The organism is Xanthomonas hortorum pv. cynarae (assembly GCF_002939985.1).
GTDB classification, from domain to species: Bacteria; Pseudomonadota; Gammaproteobacteria; order Xanthomonadales; family Xanthomonadaceae; genus Xanthomonas; species Xanthomonas hortorum_D.
In genome coordinates this window covers 131,480-152,843 of record NZ_MDFM01000006.1, presented here as the reverse complement: position 1 = coordinate 152,843, position 21,364 = coordinate 131,480, and the positions used below count along the sequence as shown (strand labels likewise).

Here is a 21,364-nt window from a genome sequence, read left to right as displayed (position 1 = left end):
GAGAAGCAAATGGCGGTCATTGAAATCAAGGTTCCCAACATCGGCGATTACAGCGATGTTCCCGTCATCGAAGTGCTGGTCGCCGTCGGCGACAGCGTGGTCAAGGATCAGGGCCTGGTAACGCTGGAATCGGACAAGGCCACGCTGGAAGTGCCGTCCTCGGCTGCGGGCGTGGTCAAGGAACTCAAGATCAAGGTCGGCGACAACCTGTCCGAAGGGGCGGTCGTGCTGCTGCTGGAAACCGACGGCGAGGCCGCCGCACCGGCTGCGCCCGCCAAGGCCGACACCAAGCCTGCGCCGGCGGCGGCTGCACCGGCCGCCGCGCCAGGCAGCAAGCCGCCGGTGACGCCGTCGCATCGTGCCCCGGCCGAACCGGCGCCGTCCAAGCCGGCGCTGGCCAGTGGCAAGCCGGCCGATATCGAATGCAAGATGGTGGTGCTCGGCGCCGGCCCCGGCGGCTACACCGCCGCGTTCCGCGCCGCCGACCTCGGCCTGGACACCGTGCTGATCGAGCGCTACGCCAGCCTGGGCGGGGTCTGCCTCAATGTCGGCTGCATCCCGTCCAAGGCGCTGCTGCATGCCGCCGCGGTGATCGATGAAGTGGCCCATGCCGGCGATTTCGGCGTGGACTTCGGCCAGCCCAAGATCACCCTGGACAAGCTGCGCGAGTACAAGGAAAAAGTGGTCGGCAAGCTCACCGGCGGCCTGGCCAGCATGGCCAAGCAACGCAAGGTGCGCACCGTCACCGGTGTGGCAAGCTTCGTCTCGCCCAACGAGCTGGAGATCGTCGGCGACGACGGCAAGACCCAGCTGCTGCGCTTCGAGCACTGCATCATCGCCGCCGGCTCGCAAGCGGTGAAGCTGCCCAACTTCCCGTGGGACGACAAGCGCGTGATGGACTCCACCGACGCGCTGGAGCTGCACGACATCCCCAAGACCCTGCTGGTAGTCGGCGGCGGCATCATCGGCCTGGAAATGGCCACGGTGTACAGCGCGCTGGGCAGCAAGGTCACCGTGGTCGAGTTCATGGACCAGCTGATGCCGGGCGCCGACAAGGACCTGGTCAAGCCGCTGGCCGACCGCCTGAAGAAGCAAGGCGTGGAAGTCCATCTCAAGACCAAGGCCACCGACGTCAAGGCCGACGCCAGCGGCATCACGGTGTCGTTTGAAGCCGCGACCGAAGGCGAAAAGCCGGGTCTGCAGGCAACCGCCTACGATCGCGTGCTGGTCGCTGTGGGCCGCACGCCCAACGGCAAGAAGATCGGCGCCGACAAGGCCGGCGTCACCGTCACCGAGCGCGGCTTCATCCCGGCCGATCGGCAGATGCGCACCAACGTGCCGCATATCTTCGCCATCGGCGACATCGTCGGTAACCCGATGCTGGCACACAAGGCCACCCACGAAGGCAAGCTGGCCGCCGAAGTGGCTGCCGGCGAGAAGAAGGAATGGGTGGCGCGGGTGATTCCGTCGGTTGCCTACACCAACCCGGAAATCGCCTGGGTTGGCGTCACCGAAACGGAAGCCAAGGCCAAGGGCCTGAAGGTTGGCGTGGCCAAGTTCCCGTGGGCCGCCAGTGGTCGCGCAATCGGCATCGGCCGCACCGAGGGCTTCACCAAGCTGATCTTCGATGAAGAAACGCATCGCGTGATCGGTGGTGCCATCGTCGGCGTGCATGCCGGTGACCTGCTGGCCGAAATTGGTCTTGCCATCGAAATGGGCGCGGAGGCCGAAGACATCGGCCACACCATTCACGCGCATCCGACCCTGAGCGAATCGGTCGGCATGGCCGCCGAAGTGTACGACGGCACCATCACCGACCTGTACATCCCGAAGAAGAAGTAAGCACCGCACACGCGGCGCTGCCAACGACGCCCCGCCTTGCGCGGGGCGTCGTCGTTTGGGCATGCTGTTGATCGCGCTGCAAGGCCGTTGGATGCCCAGGCCATCGAGGATCCAGACCAGGTGGATGTGCGGCGCGCCAGCTTGGGTGAGACGCCGTTGGCCGATTATGTGTGCTTCGCCGCGCACCTCTGCCCAACGCCATAGCGGCGCATTCGGTACATGGAAAAAACGCAAAAGGCCCGCAAAAAGCGGGCCTTTTGGTTCAGACGGTCTCTGCAACTCAGAACGCGAACGTCACGCCTGCAACCGGGCCCTTGAACTCCTGCTTCAAACCGATCAGGCCATCGCTGCCGCGCTGGTCGACATCGAGCTTGAACCAGTCGTAGCCGGCGAACATGCCGAAGTTCTTGGTGAAGCGGTATTCGGCAATCGCGTTGGCGCGGCTCAGGTCGCCTTTGTAATCGTCGAAGTTGCCCCAGCTGGTATTGAGGTACTGACCCTGCACGTTGAACAGCCAATGCTCGCTCGGACGTGCGGTGAAGCGGATGCCGACTACCGGCGCAACGCCGTCTTCGCTTTCGTCCAGCACGTCGCCACTGAAGACGCTGCCCAGGTCGGCGTATGCGTTGGCTTCGACCTTGGCGTATTCGGCACCGAGCTGCAGGCCCAGGCTGAATTCCGGCGAATCGATGACCGAGTAGTCGTACACCAGGGTGGCGACCTGATACTTCAGCTCACCCTTGATGAAGCTGCCCGTCGGCACGGTGATGCCGCCGCCGCTCAGATCCTGGGTCAGGGTCTCGCGGCGATCCTTGTCGTACTTGAAGTAATCGAAGATCAGGCGCTGCCGGGTGCTGATGCGGAACACGCCATCGACACGTGGCTCCCATTCCTTGCCGCCGAGCTTGAAATCTTCATTGACCGACACATTGTTGCCTGCCACCAGCGTGTTGCCACGGATGGTGTTGTCGTTGTCGACGTTCATCGCACCGAGACGAATCTGGAAGCGATCATCGGTGTCTTCTGCATGGGCAGGCGCGGCGTAAGCGGCAGCCAGTACGCACGGGATGACCAGTGCGAGAAGGTGTTTCATGGGGAGCTCCATAGTTCTAAGAGAGGCAGGCAACCGACCTGTGGCGCGCACTATCGATAAAATGGTGTCGTTCACAAGTGAACGAGCTGTCGATTCGATGTGAAGGCCGAAATAGCAATCGGACAAAACGGTCCGGTGCCGCGGGCAGTTCGACTTTCGTCGTGCGCCGCGCAATCGAGGCGCCAATAACGAAACGGCGAGGCTGGTATCGCGCCAGGAACGCGTCGATTGGACCGCCGATGGGAAGGTCGCAGGGTGCGACAAAATGCGTAAAAAGCAGGAGCCCCGGTCTCCCAGGGCCCCTGGACGCAGCCTGCGGCAGTACCTTTCGACGAGGATGTGCAGGCCTCGTAGGTTATGACCGTCTGTTTGTGGCAAAGTTCCCACCCGTTGCCGCAGCACCTGTATGGTGCGCCGCAGCAGCCAGTGACTTCTGCCGGTTGTCTCGCAATTTGTCCCATTGCTATACTTTCGCGGCTCGACGAGGCGCATCTGCGCTTCCCACTCATTCACACGTAAGGTAACCGTAGTGCTGAACTCCGTTGACGCGGGTCGGCGGTTGATGCTGCGCGCTGCGGTATATCCGCTTGCCGCTGTAGCTATAACCAGTCTGGGGTTGCTGTTGGTCGGTCCCCGTTACGCTGCCGGTCTGGCGTTGACCGGATTTGCGACGGTGCTGGGCGGCTGGGTCGCAGCACGGACCGCGCTAGGGGGCGGGATCCAGGCGGCAGGTATTGCCATGGTCCGGTTGATCCTGGCGATGGTGTTGAAGTGGGTATTGGTTTTCGTGGCGCTGGCGCTCGGCTTCGGCCTGTGGCGGCTGCCTCCTCTGGCTTTGTTGGCGGGTATCGCCATCGGGCTGATTTTTCAGGTTCTGGCTCTGGCCAGGCGTTGATTCGAACTTAAAGGGCTCCGGACACATGGCGGGCGAGGCAGCAACACCTACCTCCTATATCCAGCATCACTTGCAGAACCTGATCTATCCGGTTCGCGAGGGTGGCGGTACGTTTTGGACCATTCACGTCGACACCCTGGTCATGGCCGTGTTGATGGGCCTGGTGATGGTCGTCGGCTTCTGGACGGCGACCCGCAATGCCACCGCCGGCGTGCCCGGCAAGTGGCAGGCGTTCGTGGAAATCTGCCTGGAGTTCGTCGACCGGCAGGCCAAGGACACCTACCACGGCACCAGCAAGTTGGTGACCCCGATCGCGATCACGATCTTCTTCTGGATCCTGTTGATGAATCTCATCAAGATGATCCCGGCCGACTTCATTGCCATCCCGCTGGGCTGGGCAGGCATCCACGCCTGGAAGCCGGTGCCGACCGCCGACGTCAATGCCACCTTGGGCATGTCGATCAGCGTGTTCTTCCTGATGATCTTCTTCTCGCTGCGCTCCAAGGGCGTGGGCGGCATGACCAAGGAATTCCTGACGGCGCCGTTCGGCAAGTGGATGATGCCGTTCAACCTGCTTTTGAACATCGTCGAGTGGCTGAGCAAGCCGATTTCGTTGGCGATGCGACTGTTCGGCAACATGTTCGGCGGCGAGATCGTTTTCCTGCTGATCTGGGTGCTGGGCGGTGCGGGCATCGCCGGCATGGTTGCTGGCGGCGTATTCGGCCTCGGCTGGATGCTGTTCCACCTGTTGGTGATTCCGCTGCAGGCCTTCATTTTCATGATGCTGTCGATCGTGTATCTGAGCCTTGCCGAAGACAGTCACTGAGTTTGCTGCACCCTTCATCTGCTTCATCCCGATTCATCCATCACCCTTAGAAACTTTCGTTCGGAGATCACCATGTACCTCGCCGTCCTGACCAACCTCGCTCAAGTCCAGAGCTCCACCGTCCTCGCCGTCGGCATCATGATCGGCCTGGCCGCGCTGGGTGCCGGCCTCGGTCTGGCCATCATGGCTGGCAAGTTCCTGGAATCTGCCGCGCGCCAGCCGGAACTGATCCCGGTGCTGCAGGTCCGCATGTTCATCACCGCTGGCCTGATCGACGCCGCGTTCATCATCAGCGTCGCTGTCGGCCTGCTGTTCGCCTTCGCCAACCCGCTGGCCCAGGTGTTCATCGAGCGTCTGTCGCAGGCTGCCGGCTGATCCAGCGGTAGCAGGATGTGGAGGCAACCGCGTGCGGTTGTCTCCGCGGATGAAGGTCGGAAAGCGTCGCCATGCGGCGGCGCTTTCACCCCTAAAGAGCGATTGAGCGACCCATGGACATCACCCTTACCATCTTTGCCCAGGCGCTGGCCTTCGCCGGTCTGATCTGGATCGTAGCGACCAAAATCTGGCCGCCGCTGCTGCAGGCGATCGAAGAGCGTCAGCAAAAGATCGCTGAAGGTCTGGCTGCGGCCGATCGTAGTCAGAAGGATCTGGCGCAGGCGCAGGAAAAGGTCAACGAAGCACTGAAGGACGCACGCACCAAGGCCAACGAGATCATCGATCAGGCCCATGCGCGCGCCAACCAGATCATCGAAGCGGCCAAGCACGAGGCAATTGCCGAAGCCAACCGTCAGAAGGATCTGGCGCAGACCGAAATCGACGCATCTGCCACCCGTGCCCGCGAAGAACTGCGCAAGCAGATCTCGGTGCTGGCGGTCAGCGGTGCCGAGAAGCTGCTCAAGCGCGAAATCGATGCCAACGCCCACAAGGCGCTGCTCGACGAGCTGGCGGCGGAGATTTAATCGATGAGCCAGGCCCTCACACTTGCCCGTCCCTACGGCCGTGCCGCGTTTGCGATCGCGCGTGAGGGCGGTACCTTCGCACTCTGGTCCGATGCGCTGGCGTTCTCGGCGCAGGTGGCCGGCGACCCGCGCGTGGCTGCATTGCTGCTCAACCCGGCCTTGCGCCAGGAACAGGCAGTGACGTTGCTGGCGCCGCCAACGGCGAGCGAAGACTATCTGCGTTTTCTTGGCCTGCTGGCCGATGCGCAGCGTTTGTCGGTGCTGCCGGAAATCGCAGGCTTGTACGAACAGCTGCGCGCCGAGGCCGAACATGTCGTCAAGGCGACGGTGACCTCGGCAACTGAAATGACCGCGACTGAGCTGGACACGATCGCTGCTGCGCTGAAGAAGCGTTTTGGCCGCGAGGTGGACATCACCACCGCGGTGGATGCTTCGTTGATCGGCGGCGCGGTGATCGACACCGGCGACGTGGTCATCGACGGCTCGCTGAAGGGCAAGCTCGCGCGTCTGCAAAGCTCGCTCGCCCACTGAATTCACATAAACGCATGGCCCTCGCGGCCGGCACCTAGGACTGAACGATGGCAACCACGCTCAACCCCTCCGAAATCAGCGACCTGATCAAGACCCGCATCGAGACGGTCAAGCTGTCCGCGGAGTCGCGCAACGAAGGCTCCGTGACCAGCGTGTCCGATGGCATCGTGCGCATCTTCGGCCTGGCCGACGTGATGCAGGGCGAAATGATCGAACTGCCCAACAACACCTTCGCGCTTGCGCTGAACCTGGAGCGCGATTCGGTCGGCGCCGTGGTGCTGGGCGACTACGAGAACCTGCGCGAAGGCGACGTGGCCAAGACCACCGGCCGCATCCTGGAAGTGCCGGTGGGTCCGGAGCTGCTCGGTCGCGTGGTCAACGCACTGGGCGAGCCTATCGACGGCAAGGGCCCGCTGGGCGCGACCCAGACCGCACCGGTGGAGCGCGTTGCGCCCGGCGTGATCTGGCGCAAGTCGGTCGACCAGCCGGTGCAGACCGGTTACAAGTCGGTCGATGCGATGATCCCGATCGGCCGCGGCCAGCGTGAGCTGGTCATCGGCGACCGTCAGACCGGCAAGACCGCGCTGGCGATCGATGCGGTGATCAACCAGAAGGGCACCGGCATCAAGTGCGTGTACGTGGCGATCGGCCAGAAGGCCTCGACCGTTGCCAACATCGTGCGCAAGCTCGAAGAGAACGGCGCGCTGGCACACACCGTGGTGGTGGCTGCGACCGCGTCCGAATCGGCCGCGATGCAGTACATCAGCCCGTATGCCGGCTGCACCATGGGCGAGTACTTCATGGACCGCGGCGAAGATGCGCTGATCGTGTACGACGATCTGTCCAAGCAGGCCGTGGCCTACCGCCAGATCTCGCTGCTGCTCAAGCGCCCGCCGGGTCGCGAAGCCTATCCGGGCGACGTGTTCTATCTGCACTCCCGCCTGCTCGAGCGCGCTGCGCGCGTGTCCGAGGAATACGTGGAGAAGTTCACCAACGGTGCGGTGACCGGCAAGACCGGTTCGCTGACGGCACTGCCGATCATCGAAACGCAGGCTGGCGACGTCTCCGCATTCGTGCCGACCAACGTGATTTCGATCACCGACGGCCAGATCTTCCTGGAAACCGACCTGTTCAACGCCGGTATCCGTCCGGCCGTGAACGCCGGTATCTCGGTGTCGCGCGTCGGTGGTGCGGCCCAGACCAAGATCATCAAGAAGCTGTCCGGCGGCATCCGTATCTCGCTGGCGCAGTACCGTGAGCTGGCCGCGTTCGCGCAGTTCGCCTCGGATCTGGACGAAGCCACCCGCAAGCAGCTCGAGCGCGGTCAGCGCGTCACCGAGCTGATGAAGCAGAAGCAGTACGCGCCGATGTCCATCGCCAACCAGGCGCTGTCGATCTATGCCGTCAACGAGGGCTACCTCGATGAAGTGCCGGTCAACAAGCTGCTGGCGTTCGAAGAAGGCCTGCACGCCCACTTCGCCAACACCCAGGGTGAGCTGATCTCCAAGATCAACAGCACCGGCGGTTGGGACAACGACATCGAAGCGGGCTTCAAGAAGGGCATCGAAGAGTTCAAGACCACGGGCAGCTGGTAAATCCAGCTGCGGGAATCGGGAATAGAGAATAGGGAATCGTCAAAGCGGGTTGGCTGTGCCAATTCCCGACTCACGATTCCCCATTCCCCACTAAGCGAGCGAAGCGAGCGAGTATGGCAGGCGGACGCGAAATCAAAACCAAGATCAAGAGCGTGCAGAACACCCGCAAGGTGACGCGCGCGCTCGAAATGGTCTCGGCCTCCAAGATCCGCAAGGCGCAGGACCGCATGAAGACCTCGCGCCCCTACGCGCAGGCCATGAAGCAGGTGATCGGGCATCTGGCGCAGGCCAGCACCGACTATCAGCATCCGTTCCTGATGGAGCGTGCGCAGGTCAAGCGGGTCGGCTACATCGTGATCTCTTCCGACCGCGGCCTGGCCGGCGGTCTGAACAACAACCTGTTCCGCAAGATGCTGGGCGAAGTGCGCCCGTGGCAGGAGCAGGGCGCCGAGATCGACGTGGTGACCATCGGTCAGAAGGCTTCGGCGTTCTTCCGCCGCATCAAGGTCAACATGGTCGGCAGCGTCACCCACCTGGGCGACAGCCCGCACATCGAGCAGTTGATCGGTGTGATCAAGGTGATGCTGGATGCCTTCACCGAAGGCAAGGTTGATCGCGTTTATCTGGTCTACAACCGCTTCGTGAACACGATGACGCAGAAGGCCAGCTTCGATCAGCTGCTGCCGCTGCCGGCCGCCGAGCACAAGGTGGCCCATCATGATTGGGATTACCTGTACGAGCCCGATGCCGCCAGCGTGCTGGAGCACGTGATGACGCGCTACATCGAGTCGCTGGTGTACCAGGCCGTGCTGGAAAACGTGGCTTCCGAACATGCCGCGCGTATGGTGGCGATGAAGGCCGCCAGCGACAACGCCAACAAGATGATCGGCACCTTGCAACTGGTCTACAACAAGGCGCGTCAGGCGGCGATCACCCAGGAAATTTCGGAAATCGTCAGCGGCGCGGCCGCCGTATAGCCGGGAATAGGGAATGGAGAATCGGGAATGGTCGAAGCAGCAGCACTTGATCTTCCCATTCCCTATTCCCGTTTCCCTATTCCCGACACCAGAATCGAACAGACATTAGTGGAGTTATCCAAATGAGTCAGGGCAAGATCGTTCAGATCATCGGCGCGGTCGTCGACGTCGAATTCCAGCGCCATGAAGTGCCGAAGGTCTATCACGCGTTGAAGGTCGAAGGCACCGAAATCACCCTGGAAGTGCAGCAGCAGCTCGGTGATGGCGTGGTGCGCACGATTGCGCTCGGCTCCACCGACGGCCTGAAGCGCAACCTGCTGGCCACCAATACCGAGCGCGCCATTTCGGTGCCGGTCGGCGCCGGGACGCTGGGCCGCATCATGGACGTGCTGGGTCGCCCGATCGACGAAGCCGGCGATGTGCAGGCCTCGGACCATTGGGAAATCCATCGCGCTGCACCGTCGTACGAAGACCAGTCCTCCAGCACCGAGCTGCTGGAAACCGGCATCAAGGTCATCGACCTGATGTGCCCGTTCGCCAAGGGCGGCAAGGTCGGCCTGTTCGGCGGCGCCGGCGTCGGCAAGACCGTCAACATGATGGAATTGATCAACAACATCGCCAAGGCGCACAGCGGTTTGTCCGTGTTTGCCGGCGTGGGCGAGCGTACCCGTGAGGGCAACGACTTCTACCACGAGATGAAGGACTCCAACGTGCTGGACAAGGTCGCGATGGTGTACGGCCAGATGAACGAGCCGCCGGGCAACCGTCTGCGCGTTGCGCTGACCGGCCTGACCATGGCCGAGTACTTCCGCGACGAGAAGGACGAGAACGGCAAGGGCAAGGACGTGCTGCTGTTCGTGGACAACATCTACCGCTACACGCTGGCCGGTACCGAAGTGTCCGCGCTGCTCGGCCGCATGCCGTCGGCAGTGGGCTACCAGCCGACCCTGGCCGAGGAAATGGGCGTGCTGCAGGAACGCATCACCTCGACCAAGAGCGGTTCGATCACCTCGATCCAGGCCGTGTACGTGCCTGCGGACGACCTGACCGACCCGTCGCCGGCGACCACCTTCGCCCACCTGGATTCGACCGTCACGCTGAGCCGTAACATCGCCTCGCTGGGTATCTACCCGGCCGTGGATCCGCTGGATTCCACCAGCCGCCAGATGGACCCACTGGTGATCGGCCACGAGCATTACGACACCGCCCAGCGCGTGCAGCAGACCTTGCAGAAGTACAAGGAACTGAAGGACATCATCGCGATCCTGGGCATGGACGAGCTGAGCGAAGAAGACAAGCAGTCGGTGTCGCGCGCGCGCAAGATCGAGCGCTTCTTCAGCCAGCCCTTCCACGTGGCCGAAGTGTTCACCGGCTCGCCGGGCAAGTACGTCTCGCTGAAGGACACCATCCGCGGCTTCAAGGCGATCTGCGACGGCGAGTACGACCACCTGCCGGAGCAGGCGTTCTACATGGTCGGCAGCATCGAAGAAGCCGTCGAGAAAGCCAACAAGATGAGCGCCAAGGCCTGATGCGATCCCAGCCGCTGTGCGGCTGGGATCGGGAATCGGGAATCGGGAATCGGGAATCGGGAATCGGGAATCGGGAATCGGGAATCGTAAAGGCGGGTTGTAGGCGAGTCGGAAATGTGGGAACCAGGAAGCGTACGCAGCCAGCGGCTCTTCCCATTCCCGATTCCCGATTCCCGATTCCCCGCCTCACAGAGTGAGGCACCATGAGCACTATCCGTTGCGACATCGTCAGCGCCGAGAAGGAAATCTTCCACGGTGAGGCGACGCTGGTCGTGGCCACCGGCGAGTTGGGCGAGCTGGGCATTGCGCCAAAGCACGCGCCGCTGATCACGCGCCTGAAGCCGGGCAAGGTGGTGGTCACCACCGCCAGCGGCGAACAGCTGGACTTCGCCATTTCCGGCGGCATCCTGGAAGTGCAGCCGCAGGTGGTGACCGTGCTGGTCGACACTGCGGTGCGTGCCCAGGACATCGATGAAGCTGCGGTACGCAAGGTCAAGGAAGAGGCCGAACGTCTGCTGGCCAACCGTGGCGACGCGGTGGATGTGGCGGAAGCGCAGCGTCGGTTGGCCGAGGCGACCGTGCAGTTGCAGGCGCTGGAGCGCTTGCGTCGTACGCTGAAGCACTAAACGCACGATCGCGTGCGCCCTCGCGGCACGTGCAAGCGTGACAACAGATGTACAGCCACACGCCGGTGTGGCACTGGAAACGCCGACCATCGTGTCGGCGTTTTCGTTTTTGGAGATGCGCCTGCGTGGCGCGTTCCACCTGCACCGGGGGAGCAGGCACACTGCGTGCCTTGGTGCCTTGGTGCCTTGGTGCCTTGCGCGATGCCGCCTGCTGCAGGCGGCGCGGCGTCTCTCCCATGCATGTTGAGGAACACCAAATGACCCGCACGATCGATGGCTTTCGCAGTTACGCGCTGACCGGCCTGCTGGCCGTCGCACTGCTGGGCTGCGCACTGCCGGCGCGTAGCCAGCCGCCGCTGGATCCGTTGCTGGATCGCATCGTGCAGCGCAATGCGATCGGCGATGCGGTGGCGCTGCAGAGCGTGCGCGATCAGGCCGCTGCGCACGGGCTGGATGCCGAGGATGCGGCGCGGTTCTTTGCAGCGCAGATCGAGGCCAACAAGGCAGTGCAGTACGCACTGTTGAATCACTGGCGCGAACGCGGACGCGCGCCGGACACCGCACGTCCGGATCTGGCGACGTTGCGTGTGCGTCTGGATCAGCTGCAAGGACAATTGCTCGATGCATTGGCCGATGTTGCACCCTTGCGCGCAGCGCCGCAGTGCCCGGCCAGCACCGCGCGCGCAGCAGCGCATTACGCGGCGCAATGGCAGCTGGATGCGCTGCATCGCGCCGCACTGGTGCGCAGCCTGGGCGATTTCTGCCGCTGAACCCCGCACCGCCATCAGCACCCAAGTGCCGATCGTCCCCTCAGGAGGGGGACGCTCTACCGAGCACGCGATCAGCGATGCGCTAAACGTGTATTGGCTGATCTGCACGTGGTGGCGGCATGGATCGCGTTTTCTTCAGCCGAAAGCAGCAGCGTCTTCGGTCACTGCGTTAGCGTCAGTGCGCTCGCTCAGCGATACACCACATGCCGGCCAAGAAAAAACGACACGATCGCCAACCCGCCTTCCACCAGCGGTTTGGCCAGCCAGGCCTGACGCAGGCCGAGCAGATCCACCGTCGCCGACAGCAGCCAGGTGCTGATCAGTGTGAGCACCAGCCACATCACCGCAAAGCGGCGGAAGCGCTGCCAGCCTAGACGTGCACCACCTTCCTGGGCGAAGGTGTAGCGGCCGTTGAGCCAGAAGCCAAGCACTGCACCGCTGATGCGCCCGAGCAGATTGGCAGGTACTGTCGGCATGCCCGCCGCCGTGGCGGCAATGAAGATGCCGCAATCCACAGCCAATTGCAGGGCGCCAATCAGGGTGAACTGGCTGCCTTGGCGGAACAGACTCATGCGGGCCGGGTGATCGTGAGAGGGCGCTCATGCTAACGGCAGCGGCGCTTAAAAATCGTAATCACCATAAGACGGCGATGCGGTAACGACGCGCTGCCGAGACAGCGACTAGAATTTGTCCATCTCACGTTTTGGAACGCTTCGATGACTTTGCCCCTGCACGTCGTGATCCTGGCCGCGGGAGAGGGCAAGCGCATGCGCTCGTCCCTGCCCAAGGTGCTGCAGCCGCTTGCCGGCCAGCCGATGCTGGCGCACGTGATCGCCACTGCGCGGCAGTTGCAGCCAGCCGCGATCCATGTGGTGCACGGGCACGGTGGTGAGCAGGTGCAGGCGGCGTTCGCTGCGCAAAGCGATCTGCACTGGGCCGAGCAACGTCAGCAACTGGGCACCGGGCACGCGGTGCAGCAGGCGATGCATGCGATTCCGGACGCAGCCACGGTGCTGGTGTTGTACGGCGATGTGCCGCTGATCCAGTCCAACGACTTGCTGCAACTGCTGCACGCACCCGGGCGCATGGCGGTGCTGGTGGCCGATGTGCCCAATCCCAGCGGTTACGGCCGCATCCTGCGCGATGCCGAAGGCAAGGTCGCCGCTATCGTCGAGCAGAAGGATGCCAACGACGAGCAGCGCCGCATCCGCACCATCAACACCGGCATCCTCACCGCCGAGTCCACGGCGCTGCGCCGTTGGCTGAGTGGTTTGTCGAACCAGAATGCGCAGGGCGAGTTCTACCTCACCGATGTGTTTGCCAGCGCTGCGGCCGATTTCACCCCGGCCGACATGGTGCATGTGAGTGATTCGCAGGATGTGGAAGGTGCCAACGACCTGTGGCAACTCGCGCTACTGGAGCGCGCCTGGCAGACACGTGCGGCACGTGCGCTGTGCCTGCGCGGGGTGCGCATGGCCGACCCGGCGCGCGTGGAGCAACGCGGTACGGTGACAGTGGGTAATGACGTGCAACTGGATATCGATGTGATTCTGGAAGGCGAGGTGACGCTGGGCGATGGCGTGGTGATCGGCCCGTTCGTACGGCTACGCGATGTCACGCTCGGCGCCGGTACCCAGGTACGCGCGCACTGCGATCTGGAAGGGGTGGTGACCGAGGGCGCAGCGATGATCGGCCCGTTCGCGCGGCTACGGCCTGGCACCGTGCTTGCCGATGGCGTGCATATCGGCAATTTCGTCGAGACCAAAAAGGTCACGATGGGCGTGGGCAGCAAGGCCAACCATCTGACCTATCTGGGCGATGCGGTGATCGGCAGCAAGGTCAACATCGGCGCCGGCACCATCACCTGCAACTACGACGGCGTGAACAAGTCGCAGACCATCATCGGCGATGGCGCCTTTGTCGGCTCCAACAGCGCGTTGGTGGCACCGATCGCCATCGGCGCCATGGCCAACATTGGCGCGGGCTCGGTGATCACCCGCGATGCGCCTGCCGGCCAGCTCAGCGTGGCGCGTGCGCGTCAGACCGTGATCGAAGGCTGGGAGCGTCCGACCAAGAAGTAGCTGTGGGTACGTGCTGCTGGTTGCACTGCGCTGCATAGGTGCAGTGCAGTGCAGTGCAGTGCGACACCAACAGACCACGCACGTCACCACCGATCACGAGGTGCCCGATGCAAACGCGACGCTACGCACTGCTATTGATGGTGTTCTTGGCAGCGCTGCTACCAGGGGCGGTATCCGCACAGACCTTTCGGCTGTATCTGGCGCCAGATGGCAACGACGCCGCTGCGGGCACCAGTGCCTCGACTGCGTTGCGTAGTTTGAGTGCCGCCCAACAGCGCTTGCTCGAACGGCGCCCCACCGGCGCGGTAGATGTGGTGATTGCCGCAGGCACCTATTTGCGGCAGTCGGTGCAATGGACATTCACCAACGGCGCGTCCATTCGCTTCATCGCAGCATCCGATGCCGCCACGCCAGCGTGGTTCGATGGACGCGGTGGCGCTACCTGGTTCACGCTGAAGGGCGGCGGCAATGCTGCCACGCGGTTGACCTTTACCGGTTTGAAAGTCAGCAATTACTGGATGGCAATGGACCTGGGCAGCAGCAAACGCAGCCAGGACGGCAACAGCGGCAACGTGATCCGCAATATGACCTTCGAGCGGATCGGTGGCATCCATGGCAGCAGTAGCGAGGCTGCGTACTCGTTCGCAGCGATCCGTTTGCAGAATTCGCGCGACAACCGCATCGAACGCAATCGCTTCGTGTCGATCGAAAACGACACCAAGACCTCGGGCTTCATCCATGCGCTGTATCTGGCGCGTCACTCCTCCGGCAACCGCATCGAAGGCAATACCTTTACCGACGTCAACGGCGATGCGGTACGCACCCGCGACGCCTCGGACAACACCTATGTCGGTGCCAACCGCTTCGTCCGGGCCGGCAAGTACGCGGCGTTTTCGGACTGGATCAAACCCGACGGCGAATGTCCCTCGCAAGGCGGGCAGTTCTTCGACAACACGGTGGGGGTTGGCTATTACGGCGCGATCGACGCCACGCGAACGACGGGTGCAGACGAGGCCTGTGGTGCGTTGAAGAAACCGCGAATCGAAGAGCGTGGCACGCTTCGCGGCGGGTGAAGCCGTTATCAAACGGTTGCTCGCTACAGCTTGTAGCGAACTAACCGGCCGTCGCAAACGGCAGCAACAAGGTGACACATAGCCCGCCGTGTTCGCGGTTATGCAGCGAGATGCGCCCGCCGTGGGCTTCGGCGATCTCGCGGGTGAGCGCAAGCCCGAGCCCGGTGCCGTTGCGCTTGGTCGAGTAGAACGGCATCAGTGCGTTATGCAGCACGGCCTCGTTCATGCCGTTGCCGCGGTCCAGCACTTCGATGCGTAGCCATTGCGGCACGCGGGTCACGCGCACAGCGACGTCGCTGTTGGATGGCTGCGCCTCGCTGCAGGCCTCGTGTGCATTTTTGAGCAGGTTGAGCAATGCCTGCTCGATTTGCGCCGCATCGATGCGGCTGGAGACATCCGCCAGTGCGCCTTGCAGCTGGAACGGGATCTGTTGCCGCAAACGCTCCAGAAACGGCGCCCATTCGATGGTCTGCAGCTGCGGCTGCGGCAACTTGGCAAAGCGTGCGTAGCCGCGAATGAAGCCTTCCAGATGGCGTGCGCGCTCTTCGATAGTTTCGAACACGATGCCAAGCCGGTCGGTACGTTCGCGACGCAGCAACTCGGCGCCGGAATGCGCCAACGAGGCGATCGGTGCAAGCGAATTGTTCAACTCGTGGCTGATCACGCGGATCACCTTCTTCCAGGTCTGCACTTCCTGGCGGCGCAATTCGTTGGTCAAGGTGCGGATCAGCAACAGCTCGTGGCCGCGTCCGTTGAGATGAAAACTGCGGCGGGAGAGGTGATAGATCTGCTCGTCGTCTTCGTCATCGCCGTCTTCGCGTACTGCGAACAGACAATCGCCGCCACGTGCCAATGCATCACGCAATTCGTTCGGCATGCGGCCGAGCACATCGTCCAGATGCTGGCCTTCGAGTTTGCGACCGTCATGCAGCAGCTTGCGCGCAGCGTTGTTGGAGAAACCAATACGGCGCACACCATCGCCGCCGGCGACAACCAGCAACATCGCCACCGGGGTGTTCTGCAACATGGTGTCGAGCATCAATTCGCGCTGTACCAGATTGCGCCGTTGCGCGCGCAGCACCTCGCCTAGTTCTGCGTGCGCCTGCACCAGCTGTGCCAGCTCGTCGGTGCCGCGCCAATACACGCCGAAGTTGTATTCGCCATCGCGGTAGCTGCTGGTGGTGCCGGCCAATGCGCGGAACAGCGAGCGCATCGGAGCTGTGGCGCGGCTGAGGCTGAACCACATTGCCGACAATAGAACCACTGCCGATAACACCGCCACTTCCCAGCCACGGTCCAGCCAGTACGCCGTGAACCAAGGCAGCGCGGCCGCCAGCGCCAGCACCGGCAACAGCCGCAAAAACAGGGAAAATGTGAAAGAACGCTGCCACATGCGGGGAATCATTCCGAGGTGATGCCGTAGCGGTCCATGCGCCGATACAGCGCCTGTCGGCTCAGACCCAGCTCGGCGGCGGCCTGAGCGATAACGCCTTGTGCGCGCGCCAGTGCCTGTTCGATGCGGGCACGATCCGGTTCGCCTGCCGCCAGCGCCACCGGGCGCGGTGCGGCTGCGCGTGGCAAGTTCAGATCGCTGGCTTCAATACGCACCCCTTGCGCGAGCAGGCACGCACGTTGCAGCACGTTGCGCAGCTCGCGCACGTTGCCGGGCCAGGCATGCCGTTGCAAGGCATCGCGCGCCTGCGTGGACAGCGGTTTGTCGCCGGCCAGAAAGTGCTCGGCCAACGGCCCGATATCGCCGGGGCGTTCGGCCAGTGCGGGTAGCGCGATTTCCACCGTGTTGAGCCGGTAATACAGATCCTCGCGGAAGCTGCCCTCGCGGATCATCGCTTGCAGATCGGCATTGGTGGCGCTGATCACACGCACCTTGGCGTGGCGTTCGCGATTGGAGCCCAGGCGCTCGTAGCGGCCGGTTTCCAGCACGCGCAGCAACTTCATCTGACCTGCCAATGGCAGGTTGCCGATTTCGTCGAGAAACAGCGTGCCGCCATCGGCCGCTTCGAACTTGCCTTCGCGCGCCTTGTTCGCACCGGTGTAGGCACCAGCCTCGGCACCGAACAATTCTGCTTCGATCAATTCACCGGGCAGTGCGCCACAGTTGAGCGCGATGAACGGGCCGTTCTTTGCCGGCGAGTTGGCCTGGATGATCTCGGCGATCTTCTCCTTGCCGCTGCCGTTGGGGCCGGTGATCAGCACCGGCAGGTCCGAGCGTGCGACCTGGCAGGCGAGCGCGATCGCGCGTTCGCTGGCCGGGTCGGCGAACACCGCGCCGCGCAGGTCGTAACGTTGGGTCAGCTGCTCGCGTCCACGACGTTCGCGCTCGCGGCGGCGTTCGAGTTCGCGGCGTGCTTCGGACAGTTCCAGCAGGTTGTTGACCGTGGTCAGCAGCTTGGTGTCGTCCCAGGGCTTGGCGATGTAGTCGGCCGCACCGGCCTTGACCAGGCCCACCGCGCTGCCCAGATGGGTCCAGGCGGTGAGCAGGATCACCGGTAGATCGGGATGGCGCTGACGGATCTGCGCGAACAGCGCTTCGCCTTCTTCGCCGGAGGTGGTGTCTGCGGTGAAGTTCATGTCCTGGATCACCAGATCGAACCCTTGCTCGTCCAGCAGCGCCAATCCGGCCTGCGGCGAATGCGCGTGCCGTGCCTCGATGTCGTGCAACGAAAACAGCACCTCCAGCGCGGTGGCCACGGCGGTGTTGTCGTCGATGATCAGGATTTGCGGCATCGGGTGCTCGGTGAAAGGCGCGGGGAGAAGGGCTATCAGAACAGGATTCGGCACGCTGCGGAACGGGTGACGCGTCGCAGGTGAAGTGTAGGGATGCCTGCGCTTGGTTTGACCGCACACAACTGCGTTTGGCGTGTAGAGGTCGTTGCGGTTTGGCAAAGGCGCGGTGATGCAGGAGGCTTCGTCACGATGGTTGACCTGCCGGACCCAAGTAGTCCGGACACGTGCAGGTGTTGCAGCCTGTCGGTGGCAAAGTTGTGGCGGTGCTGTATGCCTCAGCGAAGGAATGGACGATGCCTGCGCCTCAGCGGTCTAGGTCAAGGTCAAGGTCAAGGATATCGACGCTGGATCGCGCTGGATCGCGCTGGATCTGCCTGGTGGCAGCGCGGCCCGCAGTGGCAGGCAGGGTGGTGACCAATTGCGCGATCTGTGTAAGCGGCTTACCGCCGCCGCACATCGTCGGCGGCATCGCCCCGACGATGTGCGGAGATACATCACGCGCTACGCGTGGCCACCGCCGGCGGCACCAGCGCAGCGCGGCGGGCCGGCCAGAACACCGCGATCTGGCCGAGTGCCCACAAGGTGACTGCGCCGATCGGGAGATAGATCAACGGCAAGCGTGGCAACTCGTAACGCGCCATCAACCAGAGGTTGATCGAATACGCCATCAACATGCCGAGCACGATGCCGATCGAGGCGAGCAGGAAGTTTTCGATCTGGAAGTAACGCAGGATCTGGCCTCGTGTCGCACCTAGTGCGCGGCGGATGCCGATCTGCTTGGTGCGTTGCTGCACCCAGAAGCTTGCAAGGCCGACGATGCCCAATGCGGTGACGATCAGCAGCGCGATGCTCATGGTGACCAGCAGCCAGGCCATGGAGCGGTCCTGGCGATAATAGTCGTTGCGCATTTCCTCTACTGTTGTGGGGCTCTTGATGATGCGGTTGGAGCTGTTCTTCTCCAGCACTGCGACGGCCTGGCGCAGAACTTCCTGTCGTCGCGCCGGATCGGTGCGTAGCAAATACATCCCGCCATCTTTGTAGCTCACCTTGATCGGAGACAGCATGGAGTCGTCGTATGAGGAATCGCCGCCGTAATCGAGAACGCGCGCCAGGTGTTCGACGATTCCAACGACCTTGCTGGGTGTCGGTCCAATGTAAATGGATTTGCCCAGTGCAGATTGCCCGGGAAACATCTTGTCTGCTGCGCTTTTGGTGAGGATGACGCTTGGGCTATCAGCCGTCGTTTCACTGTTCCAGCTGAATTCGCTCTCCGTGAAACGACGTCCCTGCACAAGTTTCAGCCCCATCGCGTCCAGCGTCTGGGCGTCGCCGTTGTAGCTGTTGACGTCAATCGTGGAGATATCTTGATCGGCGGTGAGTTTCAGGCCGGTGATCCAGATGCTCTGACCGAATGGTATCTGGCTGACTGCGGAGGCGAACTTGACGCCGGGGATACTGCGCAAGGCGGCCAGGTCGGTCTCGGTGAGTGCATTGGCGTTATCGTCTTCCCCGATGCCGCTGATGCTGATGGTCACGAGCTCGTTTTCGGCAAGGCCGCTGGGGCGCTGCGTGCGATCCAGGCGATTGCCGATCAGGAACAGCGCATTGGAAATGATGGCGCAACTCAGCGCCACCTCGAGGATGATCAGTGCCGCAGCGGTCTTGTGCCGGCGCAGGGTGGACAGGATGGGGCGGATTTCCATTGAAGATTCCTTGATGGTTGCTGGCCAACGGCAACGCGCGAGCGGCGCCATCAGGGCGGCATCTCACTGCGCTTTGAGTTGGATGGCAGGTGGCACGGAACAGGCGCGCCATGCCGGGAGTAGCCCGGCAACGACACTGGCCAACAGGGCAAGCGCGAACGTGACCAGCAGCATCAGCGGATCAAGATGTGCGAGCTCTGCATAATCAGAGGGTTGTTGTCGCACGCCCCACAGTCCTAGCGTGGCGAGGCCGAGCCCCAAGATGCCGCCTGCCAGGCCGATCATTCCCGCCTCCACCAGGGACTGCGCAAAAATGCTGCGTTTGGTGGCGCCAAGCGCGCGGCGTACGCCGATTTCGCCACTGCGACGCATGAACTTTGCAAGCAACAGGCCCACGGTATTGACCAGACACACCAGCAGAAATCCCAATGCCAGCCAGGTCTGCAGGCGAACGTCGCTGGGCACCACTTTCTTGTAGTCCATCCATTGCATGACGCTACGCAGCTGGACATTGGTCGGCCGCTCGAAGCGCCCGGCGCGCCGTTGCTGGTCGGAGTAATTCTCCAGGTATTGACGGTAGGCCGCCGCTTTTTGCGGGCTATCCAGCTGAACCCAGTACTGAATCCATGAGCATTTTTGGTCAGTGCTGTTTGCATCCTTACTGTCGCCCCAGCAGGAGCGCGAGCCGCTGGACTGGAATTTCAGTTCCATCGCGGCACTGAACGGAACGAACAACTGTTCCGACTTGGCGTAACTGCTGTTGCTGAGGTCGTAGAACTTGGGGGTCAGCCGCCATTCGCGCAGAACGCCGACGATGCGGAACGACTGACGATTTATACGCAACGTACGCCCAACGCTATTCTCTCCGTTGAAGAGTTTTTTGTTGAGTTCTTCGGTGATCACCGCGACACGCGCTCTGCTACCGTCCTCGTTTGCCGTCCACGCGCCACCGTAGAGAAATGGCGGATTGAACATCGGGAAGAAATCGGCGGAGGTATAGCGCGCCTCCAGTTTCATCGGGCGCACCGAAGAATTATCTGGCTCCAACGGGACGCTTCCGCCGCTCATCATCGCTTGAAGGTCTCCGCGCTTCTCACGCAGTAAGTTTTCGGCATCGAAGCGTGTCAATTGCTCCAGGGCTTCCGTGCTTTGATGGCCCGGCGAGCGCGCATCGATTTGCGGGATGAAGAGTCGTTCGCTTTTTTGAGGTATCGGATCGCCAGACAGGATGTAGAACACCGTCAGCGTGGTCATGCTGGCGCCGATGCCCAGAGCGATCGCCAGCACCATCAGCGCGGTGAGGATCTTGTTGCGGCGGAAGCTGCGGACCGCGAGAGTGAAGTAATAACCGAACATGGAGATGCCCCTTACTCGGCCAGGGTGGGTGCGCTATCGCGTGCGCGCATCAGGGCAGGATTGCGTTCCAGATCGGTGGCCTGGCCGTCGACGATATGTACGTTGCGCTGCGCACGCGCGGCCAGTTCCGGATCATGGGTGACCATCACGATGGTGGTGCCCTGGCTGTTGATTTCTTCCAGCAGTTCCATCACTCCGCGCGCCATTTGCGAGTCGAGGTTGCCGGTGGGTTCGTCGGCCAGCAGCAGACGCGGGCTGCCGGCCAATGCGCGCGCAATCGCGGCGCGCTGCTGCTGACCACCGGACAACTCGGTGGGGTAGTGCTTCAGGCGCGAGCCCAGGCCGACCTTGGTCAAGGCTTCTTCGATGCGCTGCTTGCGCTCGACTGCAGCCATGCCGCGATAGCGCAACGGCACATCGACGTTGTCGAACAGGTTGAGGTCGGGAATCAGATTGAACCCCTGAAAGATGAAGCCGATCTTCTGATTGCGCAGGCGCGAACGCGCGTCGTCGGACAGATGGCTGACGTCTTCGCCATCGAGCAGATACTGCCCGCTGGTGAAGGTTTCCAGCAGCCCGGCGAGATTGAGGAAGGTGGTCTTGCCCGAGCCGGAAGGGCCGGTGACCGCGACGAATTCGCCTTCGCGCACATGCAGGTCCAGCGAGCGCAGCGCGTGCGTTTCCACCTGTTCGGTGCGGAAGACCTTGGAGACCGATTGCATCTTGAGCATTGCCGATTCCTTTGCGAAAAGTGGTGTGTGCG

Annotated in this window: 20 protein-coding genes; 13 read left to right on the top strand and 7 right to left on the bottom strand. The window is 62.7% G+C overall.

All coding sequences use genetic code 11. The features are described 5' to 3' along the window. Positions 1 to 9: 9 nt before the first annotated feature. Positions 10 to 1,842 carry a dihydrolipoyl dehydrogenase gene (lpdA, locus tag XcyCFBP4188_RS06235; RefSeq protein WP_104591796.1) on the top strand — a complete coding sequence of 611 codons (1,833 nt, stop codon included), beginning with the start codon at positions 10 to 12 and terminating at the stop codon, positions 1,840 to 1,842. 280 nt (positions 1,843 to 2,122) lie between these two features. Here lpdA and XcyCFBP4188_RS06230 read toward each other — a convergent pair whose 3' ends face one another. Beyond that, positions 2,123 to 2,935, bottom strand: a complete 813-nt coding sequence (locus tag XcyCFBP4188_RS06230; protein WP_167393505.1) for a hypothetical protein — start codon at positions 2,933 to 2,935, stop codon at positions 2,123 to 2,125. Between the two features lie 529 nt (positions 2,936 to 3,464). Between XcyCFBP4188_RS06230 and XcyCFBP4188_RS06225 the strand changes: the two genes are divergently transcribed. The 10 genes from XcyCFBP4188_RS06225 to aroQ all read left to right on the top strand — a co-directional run bounded on the left by XcyCFBP4188_RS06225 (position 3,465) and on the right by aroQ (position 11,643). Next, on the top strand, positions 3,465 to 3,830 hold the full coding sequence (locus XcyCFBP4188_RS06225; RefSeq protein ID WP_005920882.1) for a hypothetical protein: 366 nt from the start codon (positions 3,465 to 3,467) through the stop codon (positions 3,828 to 3,830). A gap of 25 nt (positions 3,831 to 3,855) precedes the next feature. Next, positions 3,856 to 4,656, top strand: a complete 801-nt coding sequence (gene atpB / locus XcyCFBP4188_RS06220; RefSeq protein WP_006450422.1) for a F0F1 ATP synthase subunit A — start codon at positions 3,856 to 3,858, stop codon at positions 4,654 to 4,656. A gap of 72 nt (positions 4,657 to 4,728) precedes the next feature. Then, the gene (gene atpE, locus XcyCFBP4188_RS06215) at positions 4,729 to 5,031 is read left to right on the top strand and encodes a F0F1 ATP synthase subunit C (protein WP_002814105.1); all 303 of its coding nucleotides are present in this window, start codon (positions 4,729 to 4,731) and stop codon (positions 5,029 to 5,031) included. 113 nt (positions 5,032 to 5,144) lie between these two features. Further along, positions 5,145 to 5,615 (top strand): F0F1 ATP synthase subunit B, encoded by a 471-nt coding sequence (locus XcyCFBP4188_RS06210; RefSeq protein WP_006450423.1) that lies wholly within the window; start codon positions 5,145 to 5,147, stop codon positions 5,613 to 5,615. Between the two features lie 3 nt (positions 5,616 to 5,618). Beyond that, complete coding sequence (locus XcyCFBP4188_RS06205) at positions 5,619 to 6,146, top strand: F0F1 ATP synthase subunit delta (RefSeq protein WP_006450424.1); 528 nt, start codon at positions 5,619 to 5,621, stop codon at positions 6,144 to 6,146. A gap of 47 nt (positions 6,147 to 6,193) precedes the next feature. Then, positions 6,194 to 7,741 (top strand): F0F1 ATP synthase subunit alpha, encoded by a 1,548-nt coding sequence (gene atpA / locus XcyCFBP4188_RS06200; protein WP_006450425.1) that lies wholly within the window; start codon positions 6,194 to 6,196, stop codon positions 7,739 to 7,741. A gap of 113 nt (positions 7,742 to 7,854) precedes the next feature. Next, a complete protein-coding gene (gene atpG, locus XcyCFBP4188_RS06195) occupies positions 7,855 to 8,718 on the top strand; it encodes a F0F1 ATP synthase subunit gamma (protein ID WP_006450426.1) in 864 nt (287 codons plus the stop codon). 122 nt (positions 8,719 to 8,840) lie between these two features. Further along, positions 8,841 to 10,247, top strand: coding sequence for a F0F1 ATP synthase subunit beta (gene atpD / locus XcyCFBP4188_RS06190; RefSeq protein WP_006450427.1), 1,407 nt, complete (start codon positions 8,841 to 8,843; stop codon positions 10,245 to 10,247). Positions 10,248 to 10,450: 203 nt separating this feature from the next. Next, the gene (locus XcyCFBP4188_RS06185) at positions 10,451 to 10,873 is read left to right on the top strand and encodes a F0F1 ATP synthase subunit epsilon (protein WP_006450428.1); all 423 of its coding nucleotides are present in this window, start codon (positions 10,451 to 10,453) and stop codon (positions 10,871 to 10,873) included. Between the two features lie 257 nt (positions 10,874 to 11,130). Beyond that, on the top strand, positions 11,131 to 11,643 hold the full coding sequence (aroQ, locus tag XcyCFBP4188_RS06180) for a gamma subclass chorismate mutase AroQ (protein ID WP_104591795.1): 513 nt from the start codon (positions 11,131 to 11,133) through the stop codon (positions 11,641 to 11,643). Positions 11,644 to 11,831: 188 nt separating this feature from the next. Here the strand turns inward: aroQ and XcyCFBP4188_RS06175 are convergent, their stop codons facing one another. Further along, positions 11,832 to 12,215, bottom strand: a complete 384-nt coding sequence (locus XcyCFBP4188_RS06175; RefSeq protein ID WP_006450430.1) for a GtrA family protein — start codon at positions 12,213 to 12,215, stop codon at positions 11,832 to 11,834. Positions 12,216 to 12,359: 144 nt separating this feature from the next. Between XcyCFBP4188_RS06175 and glmU the strand changes: the two genes are divergently transcribed. Both glmU and XcyCFBP4188_RS06165 read left to right on the top strand, forming a co-directional pair. After that, a complete protein-coding gene (glmU, locus tag XcyCFBP4188_RS06170) occupies positions 12,360 to 13,724 on the top strand; it encodes a bifunctional UDP-N-acetylglucosamine diphosphorylase/glucosamine-1-phosphate N-acetyltransferase GlmU (protein ID WP_104591794.1) in 1,365 nt (454 codons plus the stop codon). Positions 13,725 to 13,831: 107 nt separating this feature from the next. Further along, positions 13,832 to 14,797, top strand: a complete 966-nt coding sequence (locus tag XcyCFBP4188_RS06165; protein ID WP_006450432.1) for a right-handed parallel beta-helix repeat-containing protein — start codon at positions 13,832 to 13,834, stop codon at positions 14,795 to 14,797. A gap of 40 nt (positions 14,798 to 14,837) precedes the next feature. Here XcyCFBP4188_RS06165 and XcyCFBP4188_RS06160 read toward each other — a convergent pair whose 3' ends face one another. The 5 genes from XcyCFBP4188_RS06160 to XcyCFBP4188_RS06140 form a co-directional block, all read right to left on the bottom strand. Beyond that, positions 14,838 to 16,190, bottom strand: a complete 1,353-nt coding sequence (locus tag XcyCFBP4188_RS06160; RefSeq protein ID WP_104591793.1) for a sensor histidine kinase — start codon at positions 16,188 to 16,190, stop codon at positions 14,838 to 14,840. A gap of 8 nt (positions 16,191 to 16,198) precedes the next feature. Beyond that, positions 16,199 to 17,542, bottom strand: coding sequence for a sigma-54-dependent transcriptional regulator (locus XcyCFBP4188_RS06155; protein ID WP_104591792.1), 1,344 nt, complete (start codon positions 17,540 to 17,542; stop codon positions 16,199 to 16,201). 494 nt (positions 17,543 to 18,036) lie between these two features. Continuing rightward, positions 18,037 to 19,245 carry an ABC transporter permease gene (locus XcyCFBP4188_RS06150; protein ID WP_095574965.1) on the bottom strand — a complete coding sequence of 403 codons (1,209 nt, stop codon included), beginning with the start codon at positions 19,243 to 19,245 and terminating at the stop codon, positions 18,037 to 18,039. A 63-nt stretch (positions 19,246 to 19,308) separates the two neighbouring features. Next, positions 19,309 to 20,601 (bottom strand): ABC transporter permease, encoded by a 1,293-nt coding sequence (locus tag XcyCFBP4188_RS06145; protein ID WP_006450437.1) that lies wholly within the window; start codon positions 20,599 to 20,601, stop codon positions 19,309 to 19,311. 11 nt (positions 20,602 to 20,612) lie between these two features. Next, entirely contained in the window at positions 20,613 to 21,332 is a 720-nt protein-coding gene (locus XcyCFBP4188_RS06140; protein ID WP_006450438.1) for an ABC transporter ATP-binding protein, read from the bottom strand. Positions 21,333 to 21,364: the final 32 nt, after the last annotated feature.

Bases quoted from the DNA above. Each gene is read 5' to 3' on its own strand.
- XcyCFBP4188_RS06210 (WP_006450423.1), top strand. From the start codon at position 5,145: ATGGACATCACCCTTACCATCTTTGCCCAGGCGCTGGCCTTCGCCGGT.
- XcyCFBP4188_RS06145 (WP_006450437.1), bottom strand. From the start codon at position 20,601: ATGTTCGGTTATTACTTCACTCTCGCGGTCCGCAGCTTCCGCCGCAAC.
- XcyCFBP4188_RS06175 (WP_006450430.1), bottom strand. From the start codon at position 12,215: ATGAGTCTGTTCCGCCAAGGCAGCCAGTTCACCCTGATTGGCGCCCTG.
- XcyCFBP4188_RS06155 (WP_104591792.1), bottom strand. From the start codon at position 17,542: ATGCCGCAAATCCTGATCATCGACGACAACACCGCCGTGGCCACCGCG.
- XcyCFBP4188_RS06150 (WP_095574965.1), bottom strand. From the start codon at position 19,245: ATGGAAATCCGCCCCATCCTGTCCACCCTGCGCCGGCACAAGACCGCT.
- aroQ (WP_104591795.1), top strand. From the start codon at position 11,131: ATGACCCGCACGATCGATGGCTTTCGCAGTTACGCGCTGACCGGCCTG.
- atpG (WP_006450426.1), top strand. From the start codon at position 7,855: ATGGCAGGCGGACGCGAAATCAAAACCAAGATCAAGAGCGTGCAGAAC.
- atpD (WP_006450427.1), top strand. From the start codon at position 8,841: ATGAGTCAGGGCAAGATCGTTCAGATCATCGGCGCGGTCGTCGACGTC.
- XcyCFBP4188_RS06185 (WP_006450428.1), top strand. From the start codon at position 10,451: ATGAGCACTATCCGTTGCGACATCGTCAGCGCCGAGAAGGAAATCTTC.
- atpA (WP_006450425.1), top strand. From the start codon at position 6,194: ATGGCAACCACGCTCAACCCCTCCGAAATCAGCGACCTGATCAAGACC.
- XcyCFBP4188_RS06230 (WP_167393505.1), bottom strand. From the start codon at position 2,935: ATGAAACACCTTCTCGCACTGGTCATCCCGTGCGTACTGGCTGCCGCT.
- XcyCFBP4188_RS06140 (WP_006450438.1), bottom strand. From the start codon at position 21,332: ATGCTCAAGATGCAATCGGTCTCCAAGGTCTTCCGCACCGAACAGGTG.
- XcyCFBP4188_RS06205 (WP_006450424.1), top strand. From the start codon at position 5,619: ATGAGCCAGGCCCTCACACTTGCCCGTCCCTACGGCCGTGCCGCGTTT.
- atpE (WP_002814105.1), top strand. From the start codon at position 4,729: ATGTACCTCGCCGTCCTGACCAACCTCGCTCAAGTCCAGAGCTCCACC.
- atpB (WP_006450422.1), top strand. From the start codon at position 3,856: ATGGCGGGCGAGGCAGCAACACCTACCTCCTATATCCAGCATCACTTG.
- lpdA (WP_104591796.1), top strand. From the start codon at position 10: ATGGCGGTCATTGAAATCAAGGTTCCCAACATCGGCGATTACAGCGAT.
- XcyCFBP4188_RS06165 (WP_006450432.1), top strand. From the start codon at position 13,832: ATGCAAACGCGACGCTACGCACTGCTATTGATGGTGTTCTTGGCAGCG.
- glmU (WP_104591794.1), top strand. From the start codon at position 12,360: ATGACTTTGCCCCTGCACGTCGTGATCCTGGCCGCGGGAGAGGGCAAG.
- XcyCFBP4188_RS06160 (WP_104591793.1), bottom strand. From the start codon at position 16,190: ATGTGGCAGCGTTCTTTCACATTTTCCCTGTTTTTGCGGCTGTTGCCG.